Source organism: Aequorivita aquimaris, assembly GCF_001573155.1.
Classification (GTDB): Bacteria; Bacteroidota; Bacteroidia; order Flavobacteriales; family Flavobacteriaceae; genus Aequorivita; species Aequorivita aquimaris.
The window spans coordinates 428,659-448,325 of the sequence record NZ_JRWG01000002.1 but is presented as its reverse complement, the minus strand read 5'-3'; the positions used below and the strand labels follow the sequence as shown (position 1 = coordinate 448,325).

At 40.5% G+C, this 19,667-nt stretch carries 20 protein-coding genes and 1 pseudogene; 16 read left to right on the top strand and 5 right to left on the bottom strand.

Annotation, left to right across the window (positions count from 1 at the left end; translation table 11 throughout):
* Positions 1–29: 29 nt before the first annotated feature.
* From LS48_RS04845 to LS48_RS04830, 4 genes and pseudogenes are all read right to left on the bottom strand, one after another.
* On the bottom strand, positions 30–1,169 hold the full coding sequence (locus LS48_RS04845) for an SPFH domain-containing protein (protein ID WP_062620499.1): 1,140 nt from the start codon (positions 1,167–1,169) through the stop codon (positions 30–32).
* Positions 1,170–1,226: 57 nt separating this feature from the next.
* Positions 1,227–2,363, bottom strand: a complete 1,137-nt coding sequence (locus tag LS48_RS04840) for an ATP-binding protein (protein WP_062620498.1) — start codon at positions 2,361–2,363, stop codon at positions 1,227–1,229.
* Between the two features lie 53 nt (positions 2,364–2,416).
* Positions 2,417–2,806: pseudogene (locus LS48_RS04835) on the bottom strand (four helix bundle protein).
* Positions 2,807–2,842: 36 nt separating this feature from the next.
* The gene (locus LS48_RS04830) at positions 2,843–3,604 is read right to left on the bottom strand and encodes an SDR family NAD(P)-dependent oxidoreductase (protein WP_062620497.1); all 762 of its coding nucleotides are present in this window, start codon (positions 3,602–3,604) and stop codon (positions 2,843–2,845) included.
* Positions 3,605–3,747: 143 nt separating this feature from the next.
* Here LS48_RS04830 and LS48_RS04825 point away from each other — a divergent pair, with 143 nt between their 5' ends.
* The 12 genes from LS48_RS04825 (at position 3,748) to LS48_RS04770 (ending at position 16,906) form a co-directional block, all read left to right on the top strand.
* The gene (locus tag LS48_RS04825) at positions 3,748–4,533 is read left to right on the top strand and encodes a DUF4382 domain-containing protein (protein ID WP_076692409.1); all 786 of its coding nucleotides are present in this window, start codon (positions 3,748–3,750) and stop codon (positions 4,531–4,533) included.
* A gap of 146 nt (positions 4,534–4,679) precedes the next feature.
* A complete protein-coding gene (locus LS48_RS04820) occupies positions 4,680–5,684 on the top strand; it encodes an AAA family ATPase (RefSeq protein WP_045080334.1) in 1,005 nt (334 codons plus the stop codon).
* A gap of 94 nt (positions 5,685–5,778) precedes the next feature.
* The gene (locus LS48_RS04815; protein ID WP_062620496.1) at positions 5,779–6,642 is read left to right on the top strand and encodes a DUF58 domain-containing protein; all 864 of its coding nucleotides are present in this window, start codon (positions 5,779–5,781) and stop codon (positions 6,640–6,642) included.
* Positions 6,643–6,686: 44 nt separating this feature from the next.
* The gene (locus tag LS48_RS04810; RefSeq protein WP_062620495.1) at positions 6,687–8,360 is read left to right on the top strand and encodes a hypothetical protein; all 1,674 of its coding nucleotides are present in this window, start codon (positions 6,687–6,689) and stop codon (positions 8,358–8,360) included.
* Entirely contained in the window at positions 8,350–9,354 is a 1,005-nt protein-coding gene (locus tag LS48_RS04805; RefSeq protein WP_062620493.1) for a vWA domain-containing protein, read from the top strand. Before LS48_RS04810 ends, LS48_RS04805 begins: the two co-directional genes overlap by 11 nt.
* Positions 9,355–9,356: 2 nt before the next feature.
* On the top strand, positions 9,357–10,406 hold the full coding sequence (locus LS48_RS04800; protein WP_062620491.1) for a VWA domain-containing protein: 1,050 nt from the start codon (positions 9,357–9,359) through the stop codon (positions 10,404–10,406).
* Positions 10,387–11,289, top strand: a complete 903-nt coding sequence (locus LS48_RS04795; RefSeq protein WP_117590211.1) for a tetratricopeptide repeat protein — start codon at positions 10,387–10,389, stop codon at positions 11,287–11,289. Before LS48_RS04800 ends, LS48_RS04795 begins: the two co-directional genes overlap by 20 nt.
* Positions 11,290–11,292: 3 nt before the next feature.
* Entirely contained in the window at positions 11,293–13,065 is a 1,773-nt protein-coding gene (locus LS48_RS04790) for a BatD family protein (protein ID WP_062620489.1), read from the top strand.
* Between the two features lie 12 nt (positions 13,066–13,077).
* The gene (locus LS48_RS04785; RefSeq protein WP_062620698.1) at positions 13,078–13,827 is read left to right on the top strand and encodes a tetratricopeptide repeat protein; all 750 of its coding nucleotides are present in this window, start codon (positions 13,078–13,080) and stop codon (positions 13,825–13,827) included.
* A 67-nt stretch (positions 13,828–13,894) separates the two neighbouring features.
* Positions 13,895–14,188: a hypothetical protein gene (locus tag LS48_RS04780; RefSeq protein ID WP_062620487.1), complete on the top strand. Its 294-nt coding sequence runs from the start codon at positions 13,895–13,897 to the stop codon at positions 14,186–14,188.
* 131 nt (positions 14,189–14,319) lie between these two features.
* On the top strand, positions 14,320–14,949 hold the full coding sequence (locus LS48_RS04775; protein ID WP_062620485.1) for a carbonic anhydrase family protein: 630 nt from the start codon (positions 14,320–14,322) through the stop codon (positions 14,947–14,949).
* A gap of 109 nt (positions 14,950–15,058) precedes the next feature.
* Complete coding sequence (locus LS48_RS04770; RefSeq protein WP_062620482.1) at positions 15,059–16,906, top strand: SulP family inorganic anion transporter; 1,848 nt, start codon at positions 15,059–15,061, stop codon at positions 16,904–16,906.
* A 9-nt stretch (positions 16,907–16,915) separates the two neighbouring features.
* Here LS48_RS04770 and LS48_RS04765 read toward each other — a convergent pair whose 3' ends face one another.
* Positions 16,916–17,470 carry a CvpA family protein gene (locus LS48_RS04765; RefSeq protein ID WP_076692415.1) on the bottom strand — a complete coding sequence of 185 codons (555 nt, stop codon included), beginning with the start codon at positions 17,468–17,470 and terminating at the stop codon, positions 16,916–16,918.
* 180 nt (positions 17,471–17,650) lie between these two features.
* On the opposite strand from LS48_RS04765, the gene LS48_RS04760 reads away from it, so the two are divergent.
* From LS48_RS04760 to LS48_RS04750, 4 genes are read left to right on the top strand one after another with little or no spacing between them, the layout of a single operon-like run.
* Entirely contained in the window at positions 17,651–18,007 is a 357-nt protein-coding gene (locus tag LS48_RS04760) for a hypothetical protein (protein WP_062620479.1), read from the top strand.
* A gap of 23 nt (positions 18,008–18,030) precedes the next feature.
* Positions 18,031–19,050, top strand: coding sequence for a phenylalanine--tRNA ligase subunit alpha (gene pheS, locus LS48_RS04755; RefSeq protein WP_062620477.1), 1,020 nt, complete (start codon positions 18,031–18,033; stop codon positions 19,048–19,050).
* 50 nt (positions 19,051–19,100) lie between these two features.
* On the top strand, positions 19,101–19,265 hold the full coding sequence (locus LS48_RS15485; protein WP_193392787.1) for a hypothetical protein: 165 nt from the start codon (positions 19,101–19,103) through the stop codon (positions 19,263–19,265).
* A gap of 2 nt (positions 19,266–19,267) precedes the next feature.
* Positions 19,268–19,663 (top strand): hypothetical protein, encoded by a 396-nt coding sequence (locus tag LS48_RS04750; RefSeq protein WP_062620475.1) that lies wholly within the window; start codon positions 19,268–19,270, stop codon positions 19,661–19,663.
* Positions 19,664–19,667 lie beyond the last annotated feature (4 nt).

Genomic DNA, 19,667 nt, shown 5'->3' with positions numbered 1-19,667 from the left:
AGAATTTGGGATTGTTTCGTGCCTCGCAATTATTGCTGTGGAAGCGGCGGTGGGGTATTTCCACCCAAAAACGATTTCAATTCCTCAATCTGCTGAAGCGGTGTCCATTCTGCCAAACCGGCTTTCCAAACTAAAGTGTCTTTGTTTACCGTTCTGCTCGCAAACAAAGATTGCAACTGCTCAAAACTCACCGGACCGGCCTGTGTGCCATTGGCGGCGTAAAAATATTGGACTGCGGCAGGCATTGGCGGCGGCATCATTCCGCCCTGTGGCTGCTGTTGTTGCATTTGCTGTTGGCCCATTTGTGGATTCATCATCCCGCCCATTTGTTGCGCGAGTACGAAGCCCATTCCCATTCCCATTCCGGCTCCAGCTGTTCCACCCTCATTGGCCGCGGCAGCTTCAATAGCTTTTGCAGTTTTGAATTTGGTGAGCTTGTCAAGATCCAACTTGTCAATTCGGCTGTATTCGAAGATTTCCTTTTTAAGGTCTTCGGGCATGGAAACGTTTTCAATAAAGAATTTTTCCAAGGAAATTCCCACACTGTTAAACTCCGGTTGCATCACTTCCTTACAGGTTTCGGAAAGCTCGGTAGTGTTTGCCGCGTACAGTTCTATGGGAAGTTTTGCTTCGCCAACAGTATCCGTAAATCGTGTGGCGATAAGGCTCTTTAAATGTTCGTTTATTTCGAAATTGGTGAAATTATTGTCGGTTCCAACTATGTCAACAATAAATTTTCCGGCATCGTTAATCCGGTATGCATAGGTTCCGAAAGCACGGATTTCAACCAAGCCGAAACGGTCATCGCTTAGCGTAATCGGGTTTTTGGTGCCCCATTTTTCATCGGTAAAAAGATGGGTGTTCACAAAATAAACTTCAGCTTTGAAAGGACTATCAAACCCGTATTTCCAACCTTTCAACGTGGTTAAAATAGGAAGGTTTTGGGTGTTCAACGTATAGGTTCCGGGCTTAAAAACGTCTGCCAATTGGCCTTCGTTTATAAAAACTGCTGTTTGCCCTTCGCGCACGATGAGTTTTGCGTTATTTTTTATTTCGTTTTGGTAACGTTCAAAACGATGACAAATAGTATCTGGCGTATAATCCAGCCACTCGATGATGTCGATGAATTCATTGCTTAGTTTTTCTTTTATTGTGTCGAAAATGCCCATAGTTCCAAAATTTTAAAAATTGAAGTTTAAAGATATAAAAATAGGTTTAACATTGGATTAATTATAACTCACCTTCCTCAAAATACGCAGCGATTCTTTTGAAAGTTGGTAGGCTTCAGCGTCATAATCCCTCAAAAATTCCTTCGCTTCCTGTAATTTTTCCTTTGCTTCTTCAAAATCATTCAAATAGCAAATAAGATATGTGGAAGGAAGACTGTGCAAATCCTTTTCTTCGGAAGCGTTCAGTGGAATGCTCTTTTTTAACTTTTCCAAGACGGCATTGTTTGAATTATAAATATGAAAAAGCGTTTTTTTGTTGAATTTGGGTGCTTCAAAAATAAGTTTTGAATCCATACTGTAAGAGCCATTTTCTTTGAAATGAATCGTCACTTCCTCCAACGGATAATATTTAAATTGTTCATTCAATCCCAAGTGAACATACTCTACGGTTTTAAAATAATCATCATTATAAGTAATGCTTATTTCGTCCAAAGCCGAATAAAATAGCCGAACCTGTTCGTTTATCAATTCAATATCAACGCGAGAATAATAAAGATTTTCCTTTACTCTTTTTGGGTTTCCAGCCCAACAAACCACAAATTGTTCCTTAAAAACTTTGTAGTGGCTTTCCAAATCTTTGTGGCGATTGTTGGTAAAATCCATTACACCGTCAAGCGTGAGTTCAATATTATTTTTGGCGGCGTTTTCTATGGATTTTACTATTTCGGAATTCACGTCTTTTATCTCAATATCAAAATCCTTCGGCATCGAAATACTGCCATCTCGAAGAAAAATAGAACCGCCCCAATATTTCCAAATGTTTTTGCGTAGCGAAGTTATCTTACCGTTTGGGCGAATCGTTACCAAGCCCACCACTTTATCTGAAGGCAGATTGGGAAATGCGACGTTTTCATAAATAATCAGCGGCGCATTGGTGAGATAGGCGTTTACGAGGTTTTGGATTTTGCTGTCGTCAAAAAAATCGACTCCCCGAATCTCGTTGGTTTCATCCTCAACGCCAATTACGATAAAGGAATTATTTGCCGGATTGCTGTTACTGAGCGCGCAAATGTGTTTCAGAAATTTCGCCTTTCCTTCTTTGGTGCCGAGGTCTATTTTTCGCTTTTTATCATAGAAACTGCTCTCGTCGTTATGGGCGAGCAGATTTTTGATAAGAAGGCGTTTGTTGATCATGATTATGGTTGCAGGTTGCAGGTTGCAGGTTGCAGGTTAAAAGTTATTTTTTTCTAATCATATTTTGAACCTTTTATGCCTGAGTTTTTCAGATATATCATAAATGATTTTATTTTTCTACTATTTAAAATGGCTTTTTCAGAAATTTTTTTAAAAGTCTCTTCATCAATATGATTTCTATCCAAACAACGATATAATTGAGATCTTGTTTCACCACACGAAGCTTTGGCAATACTTAAAAAATTAATAAACTCTCGATTTCCATCTCTTTCAAATCCTTCGGAAATATTATCCATTATAGAACCCGAAGCCCCATTTATTTGCTTTCGAAGTTTATAATCCTTTTGTAAAGTTGTATTTTGAATTATGGCTCAAACATCTTTACAAATTTCTCTGGCTAACTGCCAAATTTCCAAATCCTCAAATCTTTCAATTTTAGCCATAATATTCAAATTTAGAAAACCTGCAACCTGCAACTTTCAACTTGAAGCCTTATTAACAATTGTGCTACTCGCCTGATCCAAGCACATAACGGTCAAATCTGCAATATTCACGTGCGGTGGACGGGTAACGGCAAACCAAATAATATCTGCAATATCTTCGGGTTTTAAAGGTGTGTAACCTTGGTAGACTTTTTCGGCTTTTTCAGAATCACCTTTAAATCGCACTTCGCTAAATTCTGTTTCAACCAATCCAGGGTTTATGGCTCCCACTTTTATTCCCTTTCCGTTCAAATCCAATCGCATTCCTTGATTTATGGCGTCCACAGCATGTTTGCTAGCGCAATAAACGTTTCCTTTTGGATAGACTTCTTTTCCGGCAGTGCTTCCAATATTTATAATATGCCCGCTTTTACGCTCCATCATTTTCGGAAGAATTGCTTTGCTCACATAAAGTAAACCCTTCACATTTATATCCAGCATCGCGTCCCAATCGTCAATATTTCCTTCATCAATGGTATCCATTCCGTGTGCGTTGCCAGCATTGTTTATTAAAATATCTATTTCTGAAAATTGCTTCGGAAGTGAATTCACAGCTGAAAAAACTGCTTCTTTATTGCGAACATCAAAACTTAACGTATGAACTTCAGTGAAAGTTGAAAGTTCTTTCGAAAGCTTTTTCAACCTGTCTTCCCTTCTTCCGCAGAGAATTAATTTTAGTCCGTTTTTGGCGAAAAGTTTTGCCGTTGCCATTCCAATGCCAGAGGTTGCTCCGGTTATAAATGCAGTCTTGTTTTTCATATTCAATCTTTTTCTAAAAATAACATTTCTATAATATCTGCAATGGTTAAAATTAGTTAACTCAAAAGTTAATAGTTCTTAACATTCATAAAACTCTAAATTTCGAATAATATGTTTGTAAAACTAATTCTAAAAATATAACCATGAAATCCCTTTTAAAAATTAGCTTAATTGCTTTGTTGATTGTAGGTTTTACCGCTTGTAGTAGTGATGATGATGCTACCAACAATGATGGTAATGCAAAATTGTCCCTTAGATTAACTGATGCTCCTGGCGATTATGACGCTGTGTTTATTGATGTTCAAGAAGTAGTAATAAAATATAATGGCGGCCAAGATGATATTACTTTAGGCATTAACGCCGGTATTTATGATCTATTGGAATTAACCGCTGGCGTCAATGTTCTATTGTTCAACGATGAAGTCCCCGCTGGAAATATTAGCCAGATACGCCTAGTTCTTGGGGATCAAAACACAATAGTTGTAGATGGTCAACCTTTGCCACTAGACACTCCAAGTTCACAACAATCTGGTTTAAAAATTCAAGTAAACGAAAACCTAGAGCCTGGAATTTTATATGAATTTATGCTCGATTTTGATGTTGATAAATCTATTGTCGCGCAAGGAAATGGCGGCTATAGCCTTAAGCCAGTGATAAGGGCTACTACTGCTGCAGAAAGTGGCGCAATTTCAGGAACCATTATTCCAGTTGGTGGATTGGTAATGGTGACTGCCACAAATGGACCTATTGAAATTTCTTCCTATACAAATATAGCGGGCGAATTTCTTTTAAGCGGTGTTCCCGATGGAACCTATACCGTCGCATTTCAAGCCGATCTAGGCTTGGGAATTCCTCCACTTGTTGTTGAAAATGTAACTGTCGTTCAAGGTGAAGTTACAGCTATGGGAGAAATAGATTTGGAACCATAAAACACAATTAAAATAAATTTATAAAAGAGGAAAATTGAAAAATTTCCTCTTTTTTATTTTAACCAATCATTAACAGGATTTTCTACAATAAATTTTCAATTTGCACCGTCTTTTTATAAAGGCTTTAAATTGAATCTAAATACAGTATGGAAAATACAAATTCGACCTTTGACATTGGGGCATTAAACGAAAAAATTGAAAGGGAAAGTGCATTTGTGGATGTACTTTCTATGGAAATGAACAAAGTAATCGTAGGCCAAAAACATATGGTGGAACGACTTATGATAGGGCTTTTGGGCCAAGGCCACATCCTTTTGGAAGGTGTGCCCGGACTTGCGAAAACCCTTGCAATCAACACACTTGCAAAAGCGGTGCACGGTACTTTCAGCCGAATACAGTTTACCCCAGATTTGCTTCCCGCCGATGTTGTGGGAACGCTCATTTACAATATGAAAGTAAATGACTTCAGCATAAAAAAAGGTCCCATCTTTGCCAATTTCGTACTTGCGGATGAAATTAACCGGGCTCCCGCAAAAGTACAATCAGCGCTTTTGGAGGCGATGCAGGAAAAGCAGGTAACCATTGGCGAAACCACTTTTACCCTCGACAAGCCATTTTTGGTAATGGCAACCCAAAACCCAATTGAGCAGGAAGGAACCTATCCGCTGCCCGAAGCACAGGTGGACCGTTTTATGTTGAAAACGGTAATAAAATATCCACAGATTGCCGAGGAGCAACTCATCATCCGTCAAAACTTAAAAGGCGCTTACGAGCAAATCAATCCAGTGGCGACCATCGATCAAATTCTTCGGGCACAGGCTGCCGTTCGGGAAGTTTATATGGATGAAAAGATTGAGAAATACATTCTCGATATCATTTTCGCAACACGAACTCCCGAGAATTTTGGGCTTGCAGATTTAAAACCACTTATCAATTTTGGCGCATCACCACGTGGAAGTATCAACCTTGCCATTGCCGCTAAATGTTATGCCTTCATCCGCCGTCGCGGGTATGTAGTGCCAGAAGATGTTCGCGCGGTAGTGCACGATGTGCTTCGCCACCGTATCGGCATAACTTACGAAGCGGAGGCCGAAAACATTACTTCCGAAGACATCATCAACAAGATTGTTAATGTAATTGAAGTACCTTAAAAAAGTATGCAGTGTTCAGTGGCAGTAGGCAGTAGAGTGAAGACAACCTGTTTATACTGCTAACTGCAACTGCCAACTGGCTACTACAAAAAAAATGGACACCAAAGAACTTCTTAAAAAAGTACGTAAAATCGAAATCAAAACGCGGCGGTTGAGCGATCACGTGTTTGGTGGCGAGTATCACAGTACGTTTAAGGGTCGGGGGATGACGTTCAGCGAAGTGCGCCAGTATCAATTTGGCGACGACGTCCGAAATATCGATTGGAACGTTACCGCACGCTACAATGAGCCTTTCGTAAAAGTTTTTGAAGAAGAGCGGGAGCTTACGTTAATGCTGATGGTTGATATCAGCGGTTCCGAATTTTTTGGAACGCAGGAACAATTCAAAAATGAAATCATTACCGAAATTGCCGCAACGCTCGCTTTTTCAGCAATGCAGAACAACGACAAAACGGGACTGATCCTTTTTTCAGATGAAATTGAACTTTACATTCCCCCGAAAAAAGGCAAGTCGCACGTACTTCGGATTATTCGTGAATTGATTGAGTTCAAGCCAAAAAGTAACAAGACCGATATTGCCAACGCCTTGAAATTTTTAAGCAGCGTAATGAAGAAGAAAGCCATTGTTTTTGTGCTTTCAGACTTTATTGCGGACGGTTACCGCGACACTTTAAAAATCGCAGCCAAAAAGCACGATGTTACGGGAATCAGAATTTACGATAAAGCCGAGGAAAACATACCAAATCTGGGAATGGTGCAGATGGAAGACCAGGAAACAGGGGAACTTTTATTGGTAAACACAGGGTCTAAAAATGTGCGCAACCAATATTACAGTTATCATCGCGAAAGGGTGGATTATTTCAATGAATCGTTTACAAAAAGTGGCGCAGGCGCATTGAGCACAAGGGTTGACGAAAGTTATGTGAAAAAATTACTGGGGTATTTCAAACGCAGGTAGGCGCGCGATTCATCGCGAGCATTTAAAAGAAATCAAAATTTGAATTGAAAAAAAATAAAATCCATATTACAAAATTTGAAAGATTGAAGCCATTTGGTTTTCAAAAGAACCGCTCGTTTCTTTTTTCTCTGTTCTTTTTTCTTTGCTCTCTCAGCTCCTTTTCACAAGTAACTTCTTCTATTGATTCCACAAAAATCAAGATTGGCGAGGAAATACTTTACACCATCAATGTACAAGCAGACTCAACGGATGTTGTGGTCTTTCCCGAGGAGCAGACATTTGCGCCTTTGGAAATGATTGAATCTTATAAGACCGATACAACTTTTGAAGCTTCAAAACTGCGCCTAATCAAAAAATACGGGTTAACGCAATTTGACAGCGGCCATTACACCATTCCGCCGCAGCGCGTTCTCATTAACAACAAACCTTTTTTAACCGATTCCATAAAAGTTGAAGTAGCCGACGTTCCCGTTGACACGACCAAACAAAAAATGTTCGACATAAAGCCGGCGGTGGAAGTGAAAAGTGCGCCGTTTGATTGGTTGTCGCTTCTGTATTGGTTGGTCCCAATTCTTTTAATTATTGCAATCGCCATTTATCTCTTCCGAAGAAAAAAACGAAAAGAAGCCGCCGAAAAACAATTGCCGCCCTACGAAGAAGCAATCGTCGCATTAAAAACTTTGGACAACAGCCAACTTTTAAAGGAAAACAAAAGCAAGGAATATTACAGCAGCCTCACCGAAATCGTAAAAAGATATTTGGACCGCGAAGTAGACGAAGCCGCTTTGGAGAGCACGAGCGACGAACTAATCACGCGATTGATGATGCACAAGGACGCGGGGCATTTCGACTTCGATTTGGAAACCATCCGCAAGCTGGACGCCATCTTCAAACGTGCCGATTTGGTGAAATTTGCAAAAATGAACCAAGAATCGGGGCAAGCCGAAGTGGATAGAAAAACCATTGAGGAAATCATCAACGAAACCCACGAAGCCGTTCCCGAGCCTACCGAGGAAGAGCTTTTGGCCAATCAGGAATACCTTGAAAAACTTCAGAAAAAACGCCAACGCAGAAAATGGATTTTGGGAATTTCGGGCGTATTTGCTGCGATTGTTTTGGCAGGAATTATCTACGGTGCCGCTACCGGGTTCGACAATTTAAAGGATAAGGTTTTGGGCAATGACCTCCGCGAGCTCGCCGAAGGCCGATGGATAAAGAGCGAATACGGCAATCCGGCGGTAATTTTGGAAACCCCCGAAGTGCTCGTCCGAGCGGAAGCTCCGGTTACAAATGCCGATAAAAGTGCGGTGATGGGAAGGGATTTCTTCTCCTATGGCGAAATGAATTCCCCACTTTACATTATGGTTTCAACTACTCAGTTCAGCCAAAAACAGGACATTGCCCTGGAAACGGCACTCGATGCGGTTTTGGACGATTTGGAACAAAGTGGCGCGAAAAATCTAATAGTGAAACGCGATGATTTTGAAACAGATAAAGGCATTAAAGGATTGAAAGCCTACGGCGAATTCAACGTACAAGTTTCAGACACTAAAGTGTTGAAACAAAAAAGCACCTATGAATTATTGCTTTTCGCACAGCAGAACGGCTTGCAGGAAGTTTTGATTGTGTATCAGGACGACGGAAAATATGCAGAAGAAATATTAAAAAGAATTGAAGCTTCCATAGAGCTTGAAATTTCAGAGAAAGATGGGCAGTAATTTCGAATTTGTAAATCCACAGTTTTTCTGGTTGTTCCTCCTACTTCCGGTGCTCGTGCTATGGTATTTATGGAAACGGAAACAGCAAACGGCTTCCCTGAAAATATCAAGTGTCAGCGGTTTCAAATCTGGCAAAAACTGGTTGGCACGATTAAAACCGTTGCTTTTCGTGCTTCGTCTTTTGGCACTTTCAGCTTTGATTATTGCAATGGCGCGACCCCGCACCGTTGACGAATCCACAAAAACAAAAACCACCCGCGGAATCGACATTGTCATGGCAATAGACGTTTCAGCAAGTATGCTGGCTCGCGATTTAAAACCGAACCGTTTGGAAGCATTGAAAACAGTAGCTGCGCGTTTCATAAATGGTCGCCCAAATGATAGAATCGGCTTGGTAGAATACGCAGGCGAAAGTTACACCCGCACGCCGTTGACGAGCGATAAAACCATTGTGCTTTCGTCCCTAAAAAACATCACCTACAACACGACCATTGAAGGTGGAACCGCAATTGGTTCTGGTCTGGCAACGGCTGTGAACCGTTTAAAGGAAAGCCGCGCCAAAAGCAAAGTGATTATTTTGTTGACCGACGGGGTGAACAACACGGGATTCATCGACCCAAAAATTGCGAGCGAACTCGCGGTGGAATTTGGGATAAAAGTTTACACAATCGGTTTGGGAAGCAACGGCATGGCGATGTCGCCCATTGGCATTCGTCCCGACGGTGGTTTTCAATACGGAAATGTGCAAGTGGAAATTGACGAGGCGTTGCTGAAAGAAATTGCCGAAAAAACCGGCGGACAATATTTCCGGGCAACGAGCACCACCAAACTGGAGCAGATTTACGAAGAAATAAACAAACTGGAAAAAACCGATATCGAAGAGTTCAAATACACCCATTATGATGAAATGTTCCGCCCGTGGGCCATTTTCGCCTTAATATTGATTGGGTTTGAGTTTTTGTTGCGAACTACAATATTTAAAGGATTTTTATAGAAATGGATCAAATAGTTTTAGATCAACCCATATACTTCTACATTCTCTTCGCCATTCCGGTGATAGTGGTGGTTTTTCTATTGCTTTTGGTTTGGAAAAGAACGGTTCAGAAAAGATTTGTTGATAAAGAACTTCTGAAAAAATTGAGCCCAAACCGTTCGCTCTTTAAATCTGTCTTAAAAGTTTTGGTGCTTTGTTTGGCCATTGCCTGTTTAAGTTTTGCATTGGTAAATCCTAAAATAGGCACCAAGCTCGAAACGGTAAAGCGTGAAGGCGTTGACATTGTTTTTGCGTTGGACGTTTCAAAAAGTATGTTGGCGGAAGACATTGCGCCAAACCGTTTGGAAAAGTCAAAACAGCTCATTACCCAAATAATCAATGGGCTTGCAGGAGATAGAATTGGAATCATTGGTTACGCTGGGAGCGCATTTCCGCAAGTTCCAATTACTTCAGATTTTTCATCCGCAAAGCTATTTTTGAGTGGCATGAATACCGATATGGTTTCTTCACAAGGAACCGCCATTACCCAAGCCATTGAACTGGCGCAAACTTTTTATGACGACGAAGACCAGACCAATCGCGTGCTTTTCATCATTTCAGACGGGGAAGACCACGAGGGCAATGTTTCGGCAATTGCCGAGGAAGCTGCGGAAAAAGGCATCCGCATTTTTACCATTGGCGTGGGAACTTTGGAAGGCGGGCCAATTCCTATTAAAGAAAACGGAGTGCTTCAATATTATAAACGCGACCAAAATAACGAGCAGGTTATCACCCGTTTAAGTGAAGAAACTCTTAAAGAGATTGCCAAAACCGCCAATGGTGAGTATATTGACGGCTCAAATACCAAAGTAGTTGTTGATCAAGTTAAAGCCATTTTAAACGGAATGGACAAAAAGGAATTTGAGGCCAAGCAATTTACCGATTTTAAGGACCAATTCCAGTGGTTTTTGGCTGGGGCATTATTTTTGCTGGTTTTGGATGTGTTCCTTTTGGAACGTCAAACAGCTTGGCTCAAAAAGTTGAATTTGTTTAATGAAAAGGAAAAACAATAAAATGATGTTTGTGGATAGAATGTTTTTTCAAAATAAAAGTACGCGAAGAATTGGAATGGTTCTTTGTGCTGCCATTTTTTCAATTAATTCATTTGCACAGCCTCAAAATAAGGAACAAGAAAAAGAACTGAAGGCTGCTCAGAATTATTTAAGTGAAGCCCAGCAAGCGCTTCAAAAGGATAAATTTTCCGTTGCCGAAGCAGATTACCGAAAAGCGATTTCCCTCAACCCAAAAAGCGAAACTGCAAAGTACAATTTGGGCACCGCTTACTACGGAAAAGAGAAAAATGCCGAGGCCATGTTACGCTTTAAACAGGCCGCACAAACCGCAGACACCAAGGCCGAAAAACACAAAGCCTTTCACAATCTCGGGAATACGTATATGAACGAAAAAAAATATACCGAAGCTGTGGAAGCGTATAAAAATGCACTTCGCAACAATCCAAATGATGATGAAACGCGGTATAATTTAGCATTGGCGAAGGATATGTTAGAAAAAAATCCGCCACCGCCCCAAGACGATAATAAGGACGACAAAGACCAAAACAAGGAGAACCAAGACCAGGATAAAAAAGACCAACAGGACCAGGACAATAAAAATAACGAGGGCGACAAAGGCGACGAGAAAGACGAAAAGGACAAAGGCGACCAAAACGAGGATAAGAAAGAAGGCGATAAAGACAAAGACCAAGGCAAGCCCGACAAGCCAAAAGATGAGGAGGGCGACAAGCCACAACAGCAGCAACCCGTGCCCGGACAACTTTCACCGCAACAAGTAAAAAGTCTGTTGGAAGCAATGAACAACGAAGAGAAAAAAACGCAGGAAAAGATAAATGCCGAAAAACAAAAAGGCGCAAAAGTAAGAACGGATAAAGATTGGTAGATTATGAAGACGAAGAGTTTTTTATTCCTTTTAGGGTTTGTACTGTGCAGCATTGCTGCAACGGCGCAGGTTCAGTTTGATGCCAAGGTTAGCAAAAAAAGACTTGGAATAAACGAGCGTTTGCGGATAGATTTTGAAATGAACCAGGATGGCGACAATTTTAGACCACCGAGTTTTGATGGTTTCCGCGTTGTGGGCGGTCCCAACCAATCCATCAGTAATTCGTGGATAAACGGCAAACGAAGTTTTTCAAAAACGTATTCCTATTTTTTAGCGCCACAGACCCGTGGAAAAATCACCATTGCCCAAGCCACGATTGAAATAGAAGGCGAAACCTATAAAACCCTTCCCGTTGAGGTGGAAGTAACCGCCGCAGTCGATGTGCCAAAAGACGGCAACAATGCCGATTACGTAGCCAGTGAAAATGTTCATTTGGTTGCTGAAGTTTCAAAAGCCAATCCATACCTAAACGAAGCAATTACGGTTACCTACAAACTTTATGTTTCGCACGACGTAAGCATTACCAGCCAATGGCGTGAGATTGACACTCCAAAATACGCCGATTTTTGGAGCCAGAATATTGACAATCAAAACAATTTTAAGGTTTACGAAGGCAAATACAATGGCCAGGATTATCGATACGTGGTGTTAAGAACCACCGTACTTTATCCGCAAAAAACTGGCGAACTGGAAATAGAACCGCTCACGCTGGATATTCCCATTGACGTGCAGGGCAACCGCCGCGATATATTTGGCAGAAGAGTGATGGAACGTGTGAACAAAACCATTTCGGCAGGAAAGCGTACCATTAATGTGAAACCGCTTCCTTTGGAAGGCAAGCCGGATGGTTTCAACGGCGCCGTGGGCGATTTCACTTTTGATGTAAACACCAATAAAACCCAACTAAACGCCAACGAATCACTTCAATTGGACGTGAAAGTTTCTGGGAAAGGGAATTTAAAATTGTTCACCCTTCCCACGGTAAAACTTCCAAATACTTTAGAAGTTTATGAGCCCGAACACAGCGAAAGCGTAAACACCACCATCGGCGGAATGTCAGGCAGCATAACGGATTCCTATACTGTTGTTCCGCAGTTCAAGGGAACCTATCCGGTGAACCCGATTACCTTTTCGTTCTTCGACCCGAAAACCGAAAAATATAGAACCATTACTTCAAAAGAATTTACCATTGAAGTTGAAAATGGGCCCATAAGTTCGGCTACTGCCAATACCAATTCCAACGATGCGAAAAAGCAAGTTGTACTTTCCAAAGACAATTTTAAATACATAAAATTGGACGCCAACCTAGAGCCGATTGCACAGGAAAGTTTCTTTAAATCGCCATTGTTTTGGTCGCTTTTGGGCGGGCCATTCTTGTTGATTCCCCTATTCATCCTTGCAGGGAAAAAACGCAAAGAGCGCTTGAACGATGTGGAAGGAAACAAGTTGCGCCGCGCAAACAAACTCGCCAAAAAATACCTTTCGGAAGCCAAGCGGAACATTCAAAACCCAACTGCTTTTTATGAGTCGTTAGAGCGAGCACTTCACAATTATTTAAAAGCGAAACTCAATATTGAAACTTCGGAAATGGAAAAGGGTCTTATTTCCAAAATGCTGCTCGAACGAAATGTGGAAGCCCCAACAGTAGAAAGCTTTATCAGCCTGTTGAAAAGCTGCGAATTTGCGCGATATGCTTCATCTTCAACAGCATCGGTACAGCAGGATTACAGCAAGGCGGTGGAAGTAATTTCAAATATTGATAAACAAATACAGTAAAAATTGATGACGATGAAAAAGCTACTGTACATACTTATTTTATTGGTTTCTTTCTCCGGAATTGCACAAAATGAAACGCTTTTTGAGCAAGGAAAGGAATTATACAAAAACGGAAAATACCAACAGGCCATCAATTCCTGGATGAAAATTTTGGACAACGGCGAACATTCTGCCGAGCTGTATTTCAATTTGGGAAATGCGCAGTATAAGCTGAACCACATAGGCCCGAGTATTTATTATTACGAAAAAGCGCTGCAGCTTTCCCCGAACGACCAGGACATTAAAAACAACCTTGCCTTTGCCGAAAACGCACGCATTGATTCGATAGAGCCCTTGCCGCAGACGGTCTTTTCAAAATGGTATAATAGTATTTCCAGCATTTTTACTTTTGAAGGATGGGCGGTTTTAGCAGTTGCTTTTTCATTATTTTTTGTAGCGTTGTTTCTTTTTTACTATTTCGCTTTTTCTGAAAAAAGAAAACGCTTGCTTTTTGTGAGCTCCATGTTTGCAGGGTTTTCATTGGTTGCGTCGTTGACAATGGCATTTTTGACTTACGGCGATTACTCAAGAAACCAACCCGCGGTCATCTTTGCAAGTGAAATAGAGGTAAAGACCGAGCCTTCCATGGGCAGCAACATAGCTTTCACGCTCCACGAAGGAACAAAAGTCCAGATTTTGGCACAGGACGGCAACTGGTTTCGAATCAGTTTGGCCGATGGAAAAGACGGCTGGATTCCTGCTTCAGATTTAAAACAACTTTAGAATTAATATTTAGTTAACAGGATTTAAGCCAAATTCTGCTATTTTTGCTTTTCTTAAAAAAACACGCTTGCGGTTAACCAGTATTTTATTGTTGCTCGTCTTTACAAGTTTTCTTGTAACGCCTGCTATTATAAGCCTTTCTGGTAATCAAGCCGATGTTTCTACCTTTTTTTCAATGAATGAGGAAGAAAATTCGAACAAAATGCCCAAACCCAATTTTGTCTTCGATATTGAAAAAATACAATCAAACTGCAATAGTTTAGAATTTCTGAAAAAACAGCAAAACCGAGATGGTTTTCAAATTGACAGCTATTCCAACGTATTTTTAGATGTAGTGTCACCTCCTCCCCGAAAAGCTTAATCTTTTCTAAAAACAAATTTTTAATTTATTTCCCAAAAAAATTCCATTGCATTTGCAATCTGGAAATTTTTGTCAATTTTATTGACTTTGGGGACAATTCATATAATTTCAAAAAAACAAATAATCATATTATGAAAGCACATACTAGAGAAACTCAAGCAACGATGACGCCTCAAAAGGCGCTGCAATTCTTAAAAGAAGGAAATCTAAGATTCCAAAATAATTTAAAGGCAAATAGAAACCTATTGGAGCAGGTAAACGATACCAGCGAAGGGCAATTTCCTTTTGCCACAATTCTAAGCTGTATAGACTCTCGGGTTTCGGCAGAACTAGTTTTTGACCAAGGCTTGGGCGATATTTTTAGCGTACGTATTGCCGGTAACTTTGTTAATGAAGATATCTTGGGAAGCATGGAATTTGCCTCAAAACTTGCCGGAACAAAACTAATCGTGGTTTTGGGCCACACCAGTTGTGGTGCGGTAAAAGGGGCTTGCGATGATGCAAAAATGGGTAATCTAACAGGGATGCTTGCAAAGATAAAACCAGCAGTTGAAAGCGTTTCAGAACCTAAAGATGAAGGCCAGCGCAATTCAAAAAATCTAGATTTCGTAGATGCGGTAGCAGAAAAGAATGTGACGCTAACCATTGATAATATTAGGAATATGAGCCCAATTCTAAAAGAAATGGAAGACAATAACGAAATAGATATTGTGGGTGCTATGTATGACATTAACACAGGCGCCGTCTCATTTTTTGAATAAATAATTGGACTGGATTCAGTATGCTTTTGAAAAAAGATTTTTAACAGTGTGACAAATCACATTCGTAAAATCGATTAGCATATTATATCCAAAACCTAAAAAATTAATTATGACAAACATATTTACAAATTTAAGAGGAAATCTATTTGGCGGAATTACAGCCGGAATCGTTGCCTTGCCCCTTGCGTTGGCTTTCGGGGTTCAGTCGGGCCTTGGTCCCGATGCCGGATTGTACGGTGCTATTTTCATAGGTTTCTTTGCTTCGCTTTTCGGCGGAACAAATACACAGATTTCTGGGCCAACAGCACCTATGACAGCAGTTTCCATGGTTGTTATCACTGGAATCATAGCTTCGCACAATGGTAGCGTAGAACAAGCCTTACCGTATATTTTATTGGTTTTTTTACTGGCCGGACTAATGCAAATTTTGTTGGGTGTTACTGGTGTGGGGAAATATATAAAATACATTCCCTACCCCGTGGTGTCAGGTTTTATGACTGCAATTGGGGTTATCATTTTAATTACCCAACTGTTGCCGGTTTTGGGTTATTATACCGAAGATGATACAACTTTCATTGAAACATTTAAACCCCAGGCTGAAGAAGTAATAATGACCAATATTTTGCGTGATGAAGCGGGTGAAGGAATTTTAGTGCTCGAAGATTTTGAGGAAACAATTAACCGTTCCGAACAGATTACAGAAGAAGAAATTCTCCAGGAAGCAAAAGTATTGGCAAAGTCTGAAACATCAGGAGTTGTAGGAGCAATTAAAGCCTTGCCCAGAGCTATCGCCAATATTAATTGGTTAGAATTTATTTTGGCTTCATTGACCATTTTAATCATTTACGGCTTTAAGCGCATTACAACTGTGGTTCCGAGCACGTTGGTAGCATTGCTTGTAGTTTCTGTGGGTGCCTATGTGCTAAAATTGAATTATCAGCCCATTGATCAGATTCCGGGAGGTTTTCCAATTCCGAATTTGAACATATTCACTGAATTTGAATTTGGACAGATTTCACCTTACATATTTACTGCATTAACGCTAGCGTTTTTAGGAGCAATTGACTCCTTGCTTACCTCCGTTGTAGCAGATAATATGACCAAAACCAAACACAACCCCAACAAAGAATTGATGGGCCAAGGTATTGGTAACAGTATAGCCGCAATTTTTGGTGGTATCCCCGGAGCTGGTGCAACTATCCGTACGGTGGTAAACATAAAATCAGGGGGAACAACAAGACTTTCGGGTATGATTGCCGCAGTCTTATTGCTCGTAATATTATTGGCCTTAGGGCCCGTTGCATCACAAATTCCTGCAGCCGTTCTTGCAGGAATTTTGATAACCGTGGGTATTGGAGTAATGGATTACAAAGGCTTGAAGGCAATCCCAAAAATGCAAAAGGCCGAAATTACTATTATGATTGTGGTTTTATTACTTTCCGTTTTTTGGAATTTGGTTTATGCAGTAGGTATAGGACTGGTTTTGGCCTCCATCATTTTTATGAAGAAAATTGGAGACCTTACCGCCGACCAATCAAAAGTAGTTCCGCTTAAAAATGCCGATGAGCTTGCGTTAGCTTGGAGTGACGAAGTTAATTTTCCCGAAAGGTTAAAAGAAGAAGTATTTATAAAACGTTTGGAAGGACCCCTGTTTTTTGGTTATACTTCAGATTTTCAACAGTTGGCAAACCAAATTCCTGATACCGCTACTCACGTAATTATACGAATGGGAAAGACGCCGTATATAGACCAATCGGGACTTTATGCAATGGAAGAAGTATTAATGAACATCACCAAAAAAGGCGTTACGCCTATTTTTGAAGATCTTCAGGCACAACCACGTGTAATGATGGAAAAGATTGATATTATTCCAGATTTAGTGCCGAAGGAGCTTATTTTCAACGACTTTAAGGAAGCCGTGAAATACGCACGTAGCAATATAAAAGATGTAGTGTAAATTATTTTATTACTCCTCAGGAAGCCCCGTTTCATCGGGGCTTTCTTTTGGAGTAATTTCAGGATCGTCAATATTTAAATTATCAACCTCCTCCATTATTGTGGGCAATACTGCCGGTGCAATTGCCGCAACGGGTGTGTATAAAAGCGACGATTCGCGTTTTTCCTCAGTAAGAATTCTATAATTATCTGAAGCGTTTACAAACATAAAAATCACACTTATTAAAAACGCCAATTTCAACAGGTTGAAAATACCTCCCAAAAGTTTGTTGAAAATTCCCAACATCGCAAAATCCGCAACTTTGGTCAAAAGTCTTCCCAACAAACTAAAAAGGAACATTACGAGAAAAAAAGTAATTAAAAATGAGGCAATTCTATTTAAATCTGCACTCCAATCAAACCATCTTTCAATATAAACCCTCACGTAATCAGAAAAAAACATAGCGCAGTAAACGCCAACTACGAGCCCGATTAAAGAAGCGAGCGAACGGAGCAATCCTTTTTTAAAACCCACAAAAAAAGCGATTATGAAAATAATTCCAAGTACAATATCGATAGTGTTCATACTTTTTAATTTTTCATAAATATAGCAATTTAAAAATTCCAAGTTCCAAATCGCAAATCCCAAATTTGGAGTGCCTAGTATTTAAAAATTTTATGAAAATTTGAAATTTATCATTTTGGATTTTGGCGCTTGACATTTGGAATTTTAAACTTGTATCTTTGCAGACTAATTTATTTAGAAATGGCACGCGACGAACAATTAAAGGAACGATGGGAAGCAGTAGTAAAAATGCTTGGCGACCGTTTTGCCGATGGGCAGGTTTTAGATTTGGATGCCATTATTTATTTAATAGGAATCCAAGAGCTAGGCCAACTGCACCGCAAATTTAAAAAAGACGAAAAGCTAAACCTAATGCACATTGCCATCTGCCGTCTTTTGGAGCCTTACGGGTATTACCAATTTGATTATTACGACGAGGAAGGCTGGCCGCATTATACTGTTTTAGAACAATTGCCGCCCTTAAAGGCAGGCGAGCAGAGCGTTTTGATGAAAGAAGCTATCGTGCAGTATTTTTGGGAAAAGGAAGTGATAAGTTAGAATATATTTTATAAAATTTAGTGATGATAGAAACCATAAAAAAACACATAGCCGAAGTACAAGCCTTTTCTTCCACCAACAAAGAAGAAATTGAAAACTTCCGCATAAAATACCTGGGTAAAAAAGGATTGCTGAACGACTTTTTCGCCGAATTCAAAAATGTGCCGAACGAGCAGAAAAAGGAGTATGGCCAGGTTATAAACACCCTTAAAAACGCTGCGCAGGAAAAAGTGGATTCGCTTAAAGAAGCACTTGAAAACAGCGCGGAATCCAAAGGCGTTTACGGCGACCTTTCCCGTCCGGGCGAGGTGATTCCCCTGGGCTCACGCCACCCTATTTCCATCGTAAAAAATAAAATTATCGATATCTTTTTGCGTATCGGTTTCAATGTTTCCGAAGGGCCCGAAATTGAGGACGACTGGCACAACTTTACTGCCTTGAACCTTCCCGAGTATCACCCGGCGCGCGACATGCAGGATACGTTTTTTATCCAAACCAATCCTGATGTTTTGTTGCGTACGCACACCTCGTCCGTACAGGTGCGTTATATGGAAAATAACAAACCGCCCATCCGTACCATTTCGCCCGGCCGTGTGTATCGAAATGAAGCCATTTCAGCGCGCTCACACTGCTTTTTCCACCAAGTGGAGGGTTTGTATGTAGACAAAGGTGTAAGCTTTGCAGATTTAAAGCAAACGCTACAATATTTCACCACGGAAATGTTCGGAAAATCTAAAATCCGTTTGCGCCCCTCGTATTTCCCGTTCACGGAACCGAGCGCCGAAGTGGATGTATATTGGGGGCTGGAAACCGAAGCAGACCACCGAATTACCAAAGGAACCGGCTGGCTCGAAATTGGCGGCTGCGGAATGGTTGACCCGAACGTACTTAAAAACTGTGGCATCGACGCCGAGGAATATTCTGGCTTCGCCTTTGGCGTAGGTATCGATAGAATTGCCATGCTTCTGCACCAAATTCCTGATATCAGAATGTTCAGCGAAAACGATGTGCGCTTTTTGGAACAGTTTAAAAGCGTGTTGTAAAAATCTAAGACCGCTGCGCTGAAAGACATAAGATTTAAGACAAAAATGCTATGAAAAAATATCTTGTTATCGCCCTTTTGGTAATCGTTGCCATTGCAATAGCCTACCTTACTTTCGTAATTGCGGCCATTAAAATTGTAATTGGCGCCATATTGCTGGGCGTATCTGCCATTGCGCTTTTGGCAGTTTGGATTATGTGGAAAATTGACGATTGATTATGCGAAAGGATATAGAAATCCCAAAAGCCGAAAACGTGCATATTGTGGCCGTAAAGGAATGGGACAAGGATTTTACCGAACAACAATGGTACATTTATCTGGTGAATAACCGAGAAGATGAAATTGAAACGGTTTTGGTACTATCCCGCGGAAAAAGTGAAGATAAAAAAACCTCAACCCTGCGTCATGGTCTGGGAAAAATAAAACCAAAAACTTCGGTTAAAGTTGAATTTATCCCAACAGAGGTTTTGGGTTTTACCAATGAATATTTGGTAACCTTTTTCGCCGAAAACAAACTCTTTGAGCGAAAGTTCACTTTTGAGCCCAATAGTATTTCAGAAGAAAAAGTGACCGCGCTTCCCGTTTTGGAAAGCGAAGGAATTTTGGCGAAATAACCAT

Bases quoted from the DNA above. Each gene is read 5' to 3' on its own strand.
- LS48_RS04825 (WP_076692409.1), top strand. From the start codon at position 3,748: ATGAAATCCCTTTTAAAAATTAGCTTAATTGCTTTGTTGATTGTAGGT.
- LS48_RS04760 (WP_062620479.1), top strand. From the start codon at position 17,651: ATGGCACGCGACGAACAATTAAAGGAACGATGGGAAGCAGTAGTAAAA.
- LS48_RS04770 (WP_062620482.1), top strand. From the start codon at position 15,059: ATGACAAACATATTTACAAATTTAAGAGGAAATCTATTTGGCGGAATT.
- LS48_RS04750 (WP_062620475.1), top strand. From the start codon at position 19,268: ATGCGAAAGGATATAGAAATCCCAAAAGCCGAAAACGTGCATATTGTG.
- LS48_RS04845 (WP_062620499.1), bottom strand. From the start codon at position 1,169: ATGGGCATTTTCGACACAATAAAAGAAAAACTAAGCAATGAATTCATC.
- LS48_RS04800 (WP_062620491.1), top strand. From the start codon at position 9,357: ATGGATCAAATAGTTTTAGATCAACCCATATACTTCTACATTCTCTTC.
- LS48_RS04775 (WP_062620485.1), top strand. From the start codon at position 14,320: ATGAAAGCACATACTAGAGAAACTCAAGCAACGATGACGCCTCAAAAG.
- LS48_RS04765 (WP_076692415.1), bottom strand. From the start codon at position 17,470: ATGAACACTATCGATATTGTACTTGGAATTATTTTCATAATCGCTTTT.
- LS48_RS04785 (WP_062620698.1), top strand. From the start codon at position 13,078: ATGAAAAAGCTACTGTACATACTTATTTTATTGGTTTCTTTCTCCGGA.
- LS48_RS04840 (WP_062620498.1), bottom strand. From the start codon at position 2,363: ATGATCAACAAACGCCTTCTTATCAAAAATCTGCTCGCCCATAACGAC.
- LS48_RS04815 (WP_062620496.1), top strand. From the start codon at position 5,779: ATGGACACCAAAGAACTTCTTAAAAAAGTACGTAAAATCGAAATCAAA.
- LS48_RS04790 (WP_062620489.1), top strand. From the start codon at position 11,293: ATGAAGACGAAGAGTTTTTTATTCCTTTTAGGGTTTGTACTGTGCAGC.
- LS48_RS15485 (WP_193392787.1), top strand. From the start codon at position 19,101: ATGAAAAAATATCTTGTTATCGCCCTTTTGGTAATCGTTGCCATTGCA.
- LS48_RS04830 (WP_062620497.1), bottom strand. From the start codon at position 3,604: ATGAAAAACAAGACTGCATTTATAACCGGAGCAACCTCTGGCATTGGA.
- pheS (WP_062620477.1), top strand. From the start codon at position 18,031: ATGATAGAAACCATAAAAAAACACATAGCCGAAGTACAAGCCTTTTCT.
- LS48_RS04820 (WP_045080334.1), top strand. From the start codon at position 4,680: ATGGAAAATACAAATTCGACCTTTGACATTGGGGCATTAAACGAAAAA.
- LS48_RS04795 (WP_117590211.1), top strand. From the start codon at position 10,387: ATGAAAAGGAAAAACAATAAAATGATGTTTGTGGATAGAATGTTTTTT.
- LS48_RS04805 (WP_062620493.1), top strand. From the start codon at position 8,350: ATGGGCAGTAATTTCGAATTTGTAAATCCACAGTTTTTCTGGTTGTTC.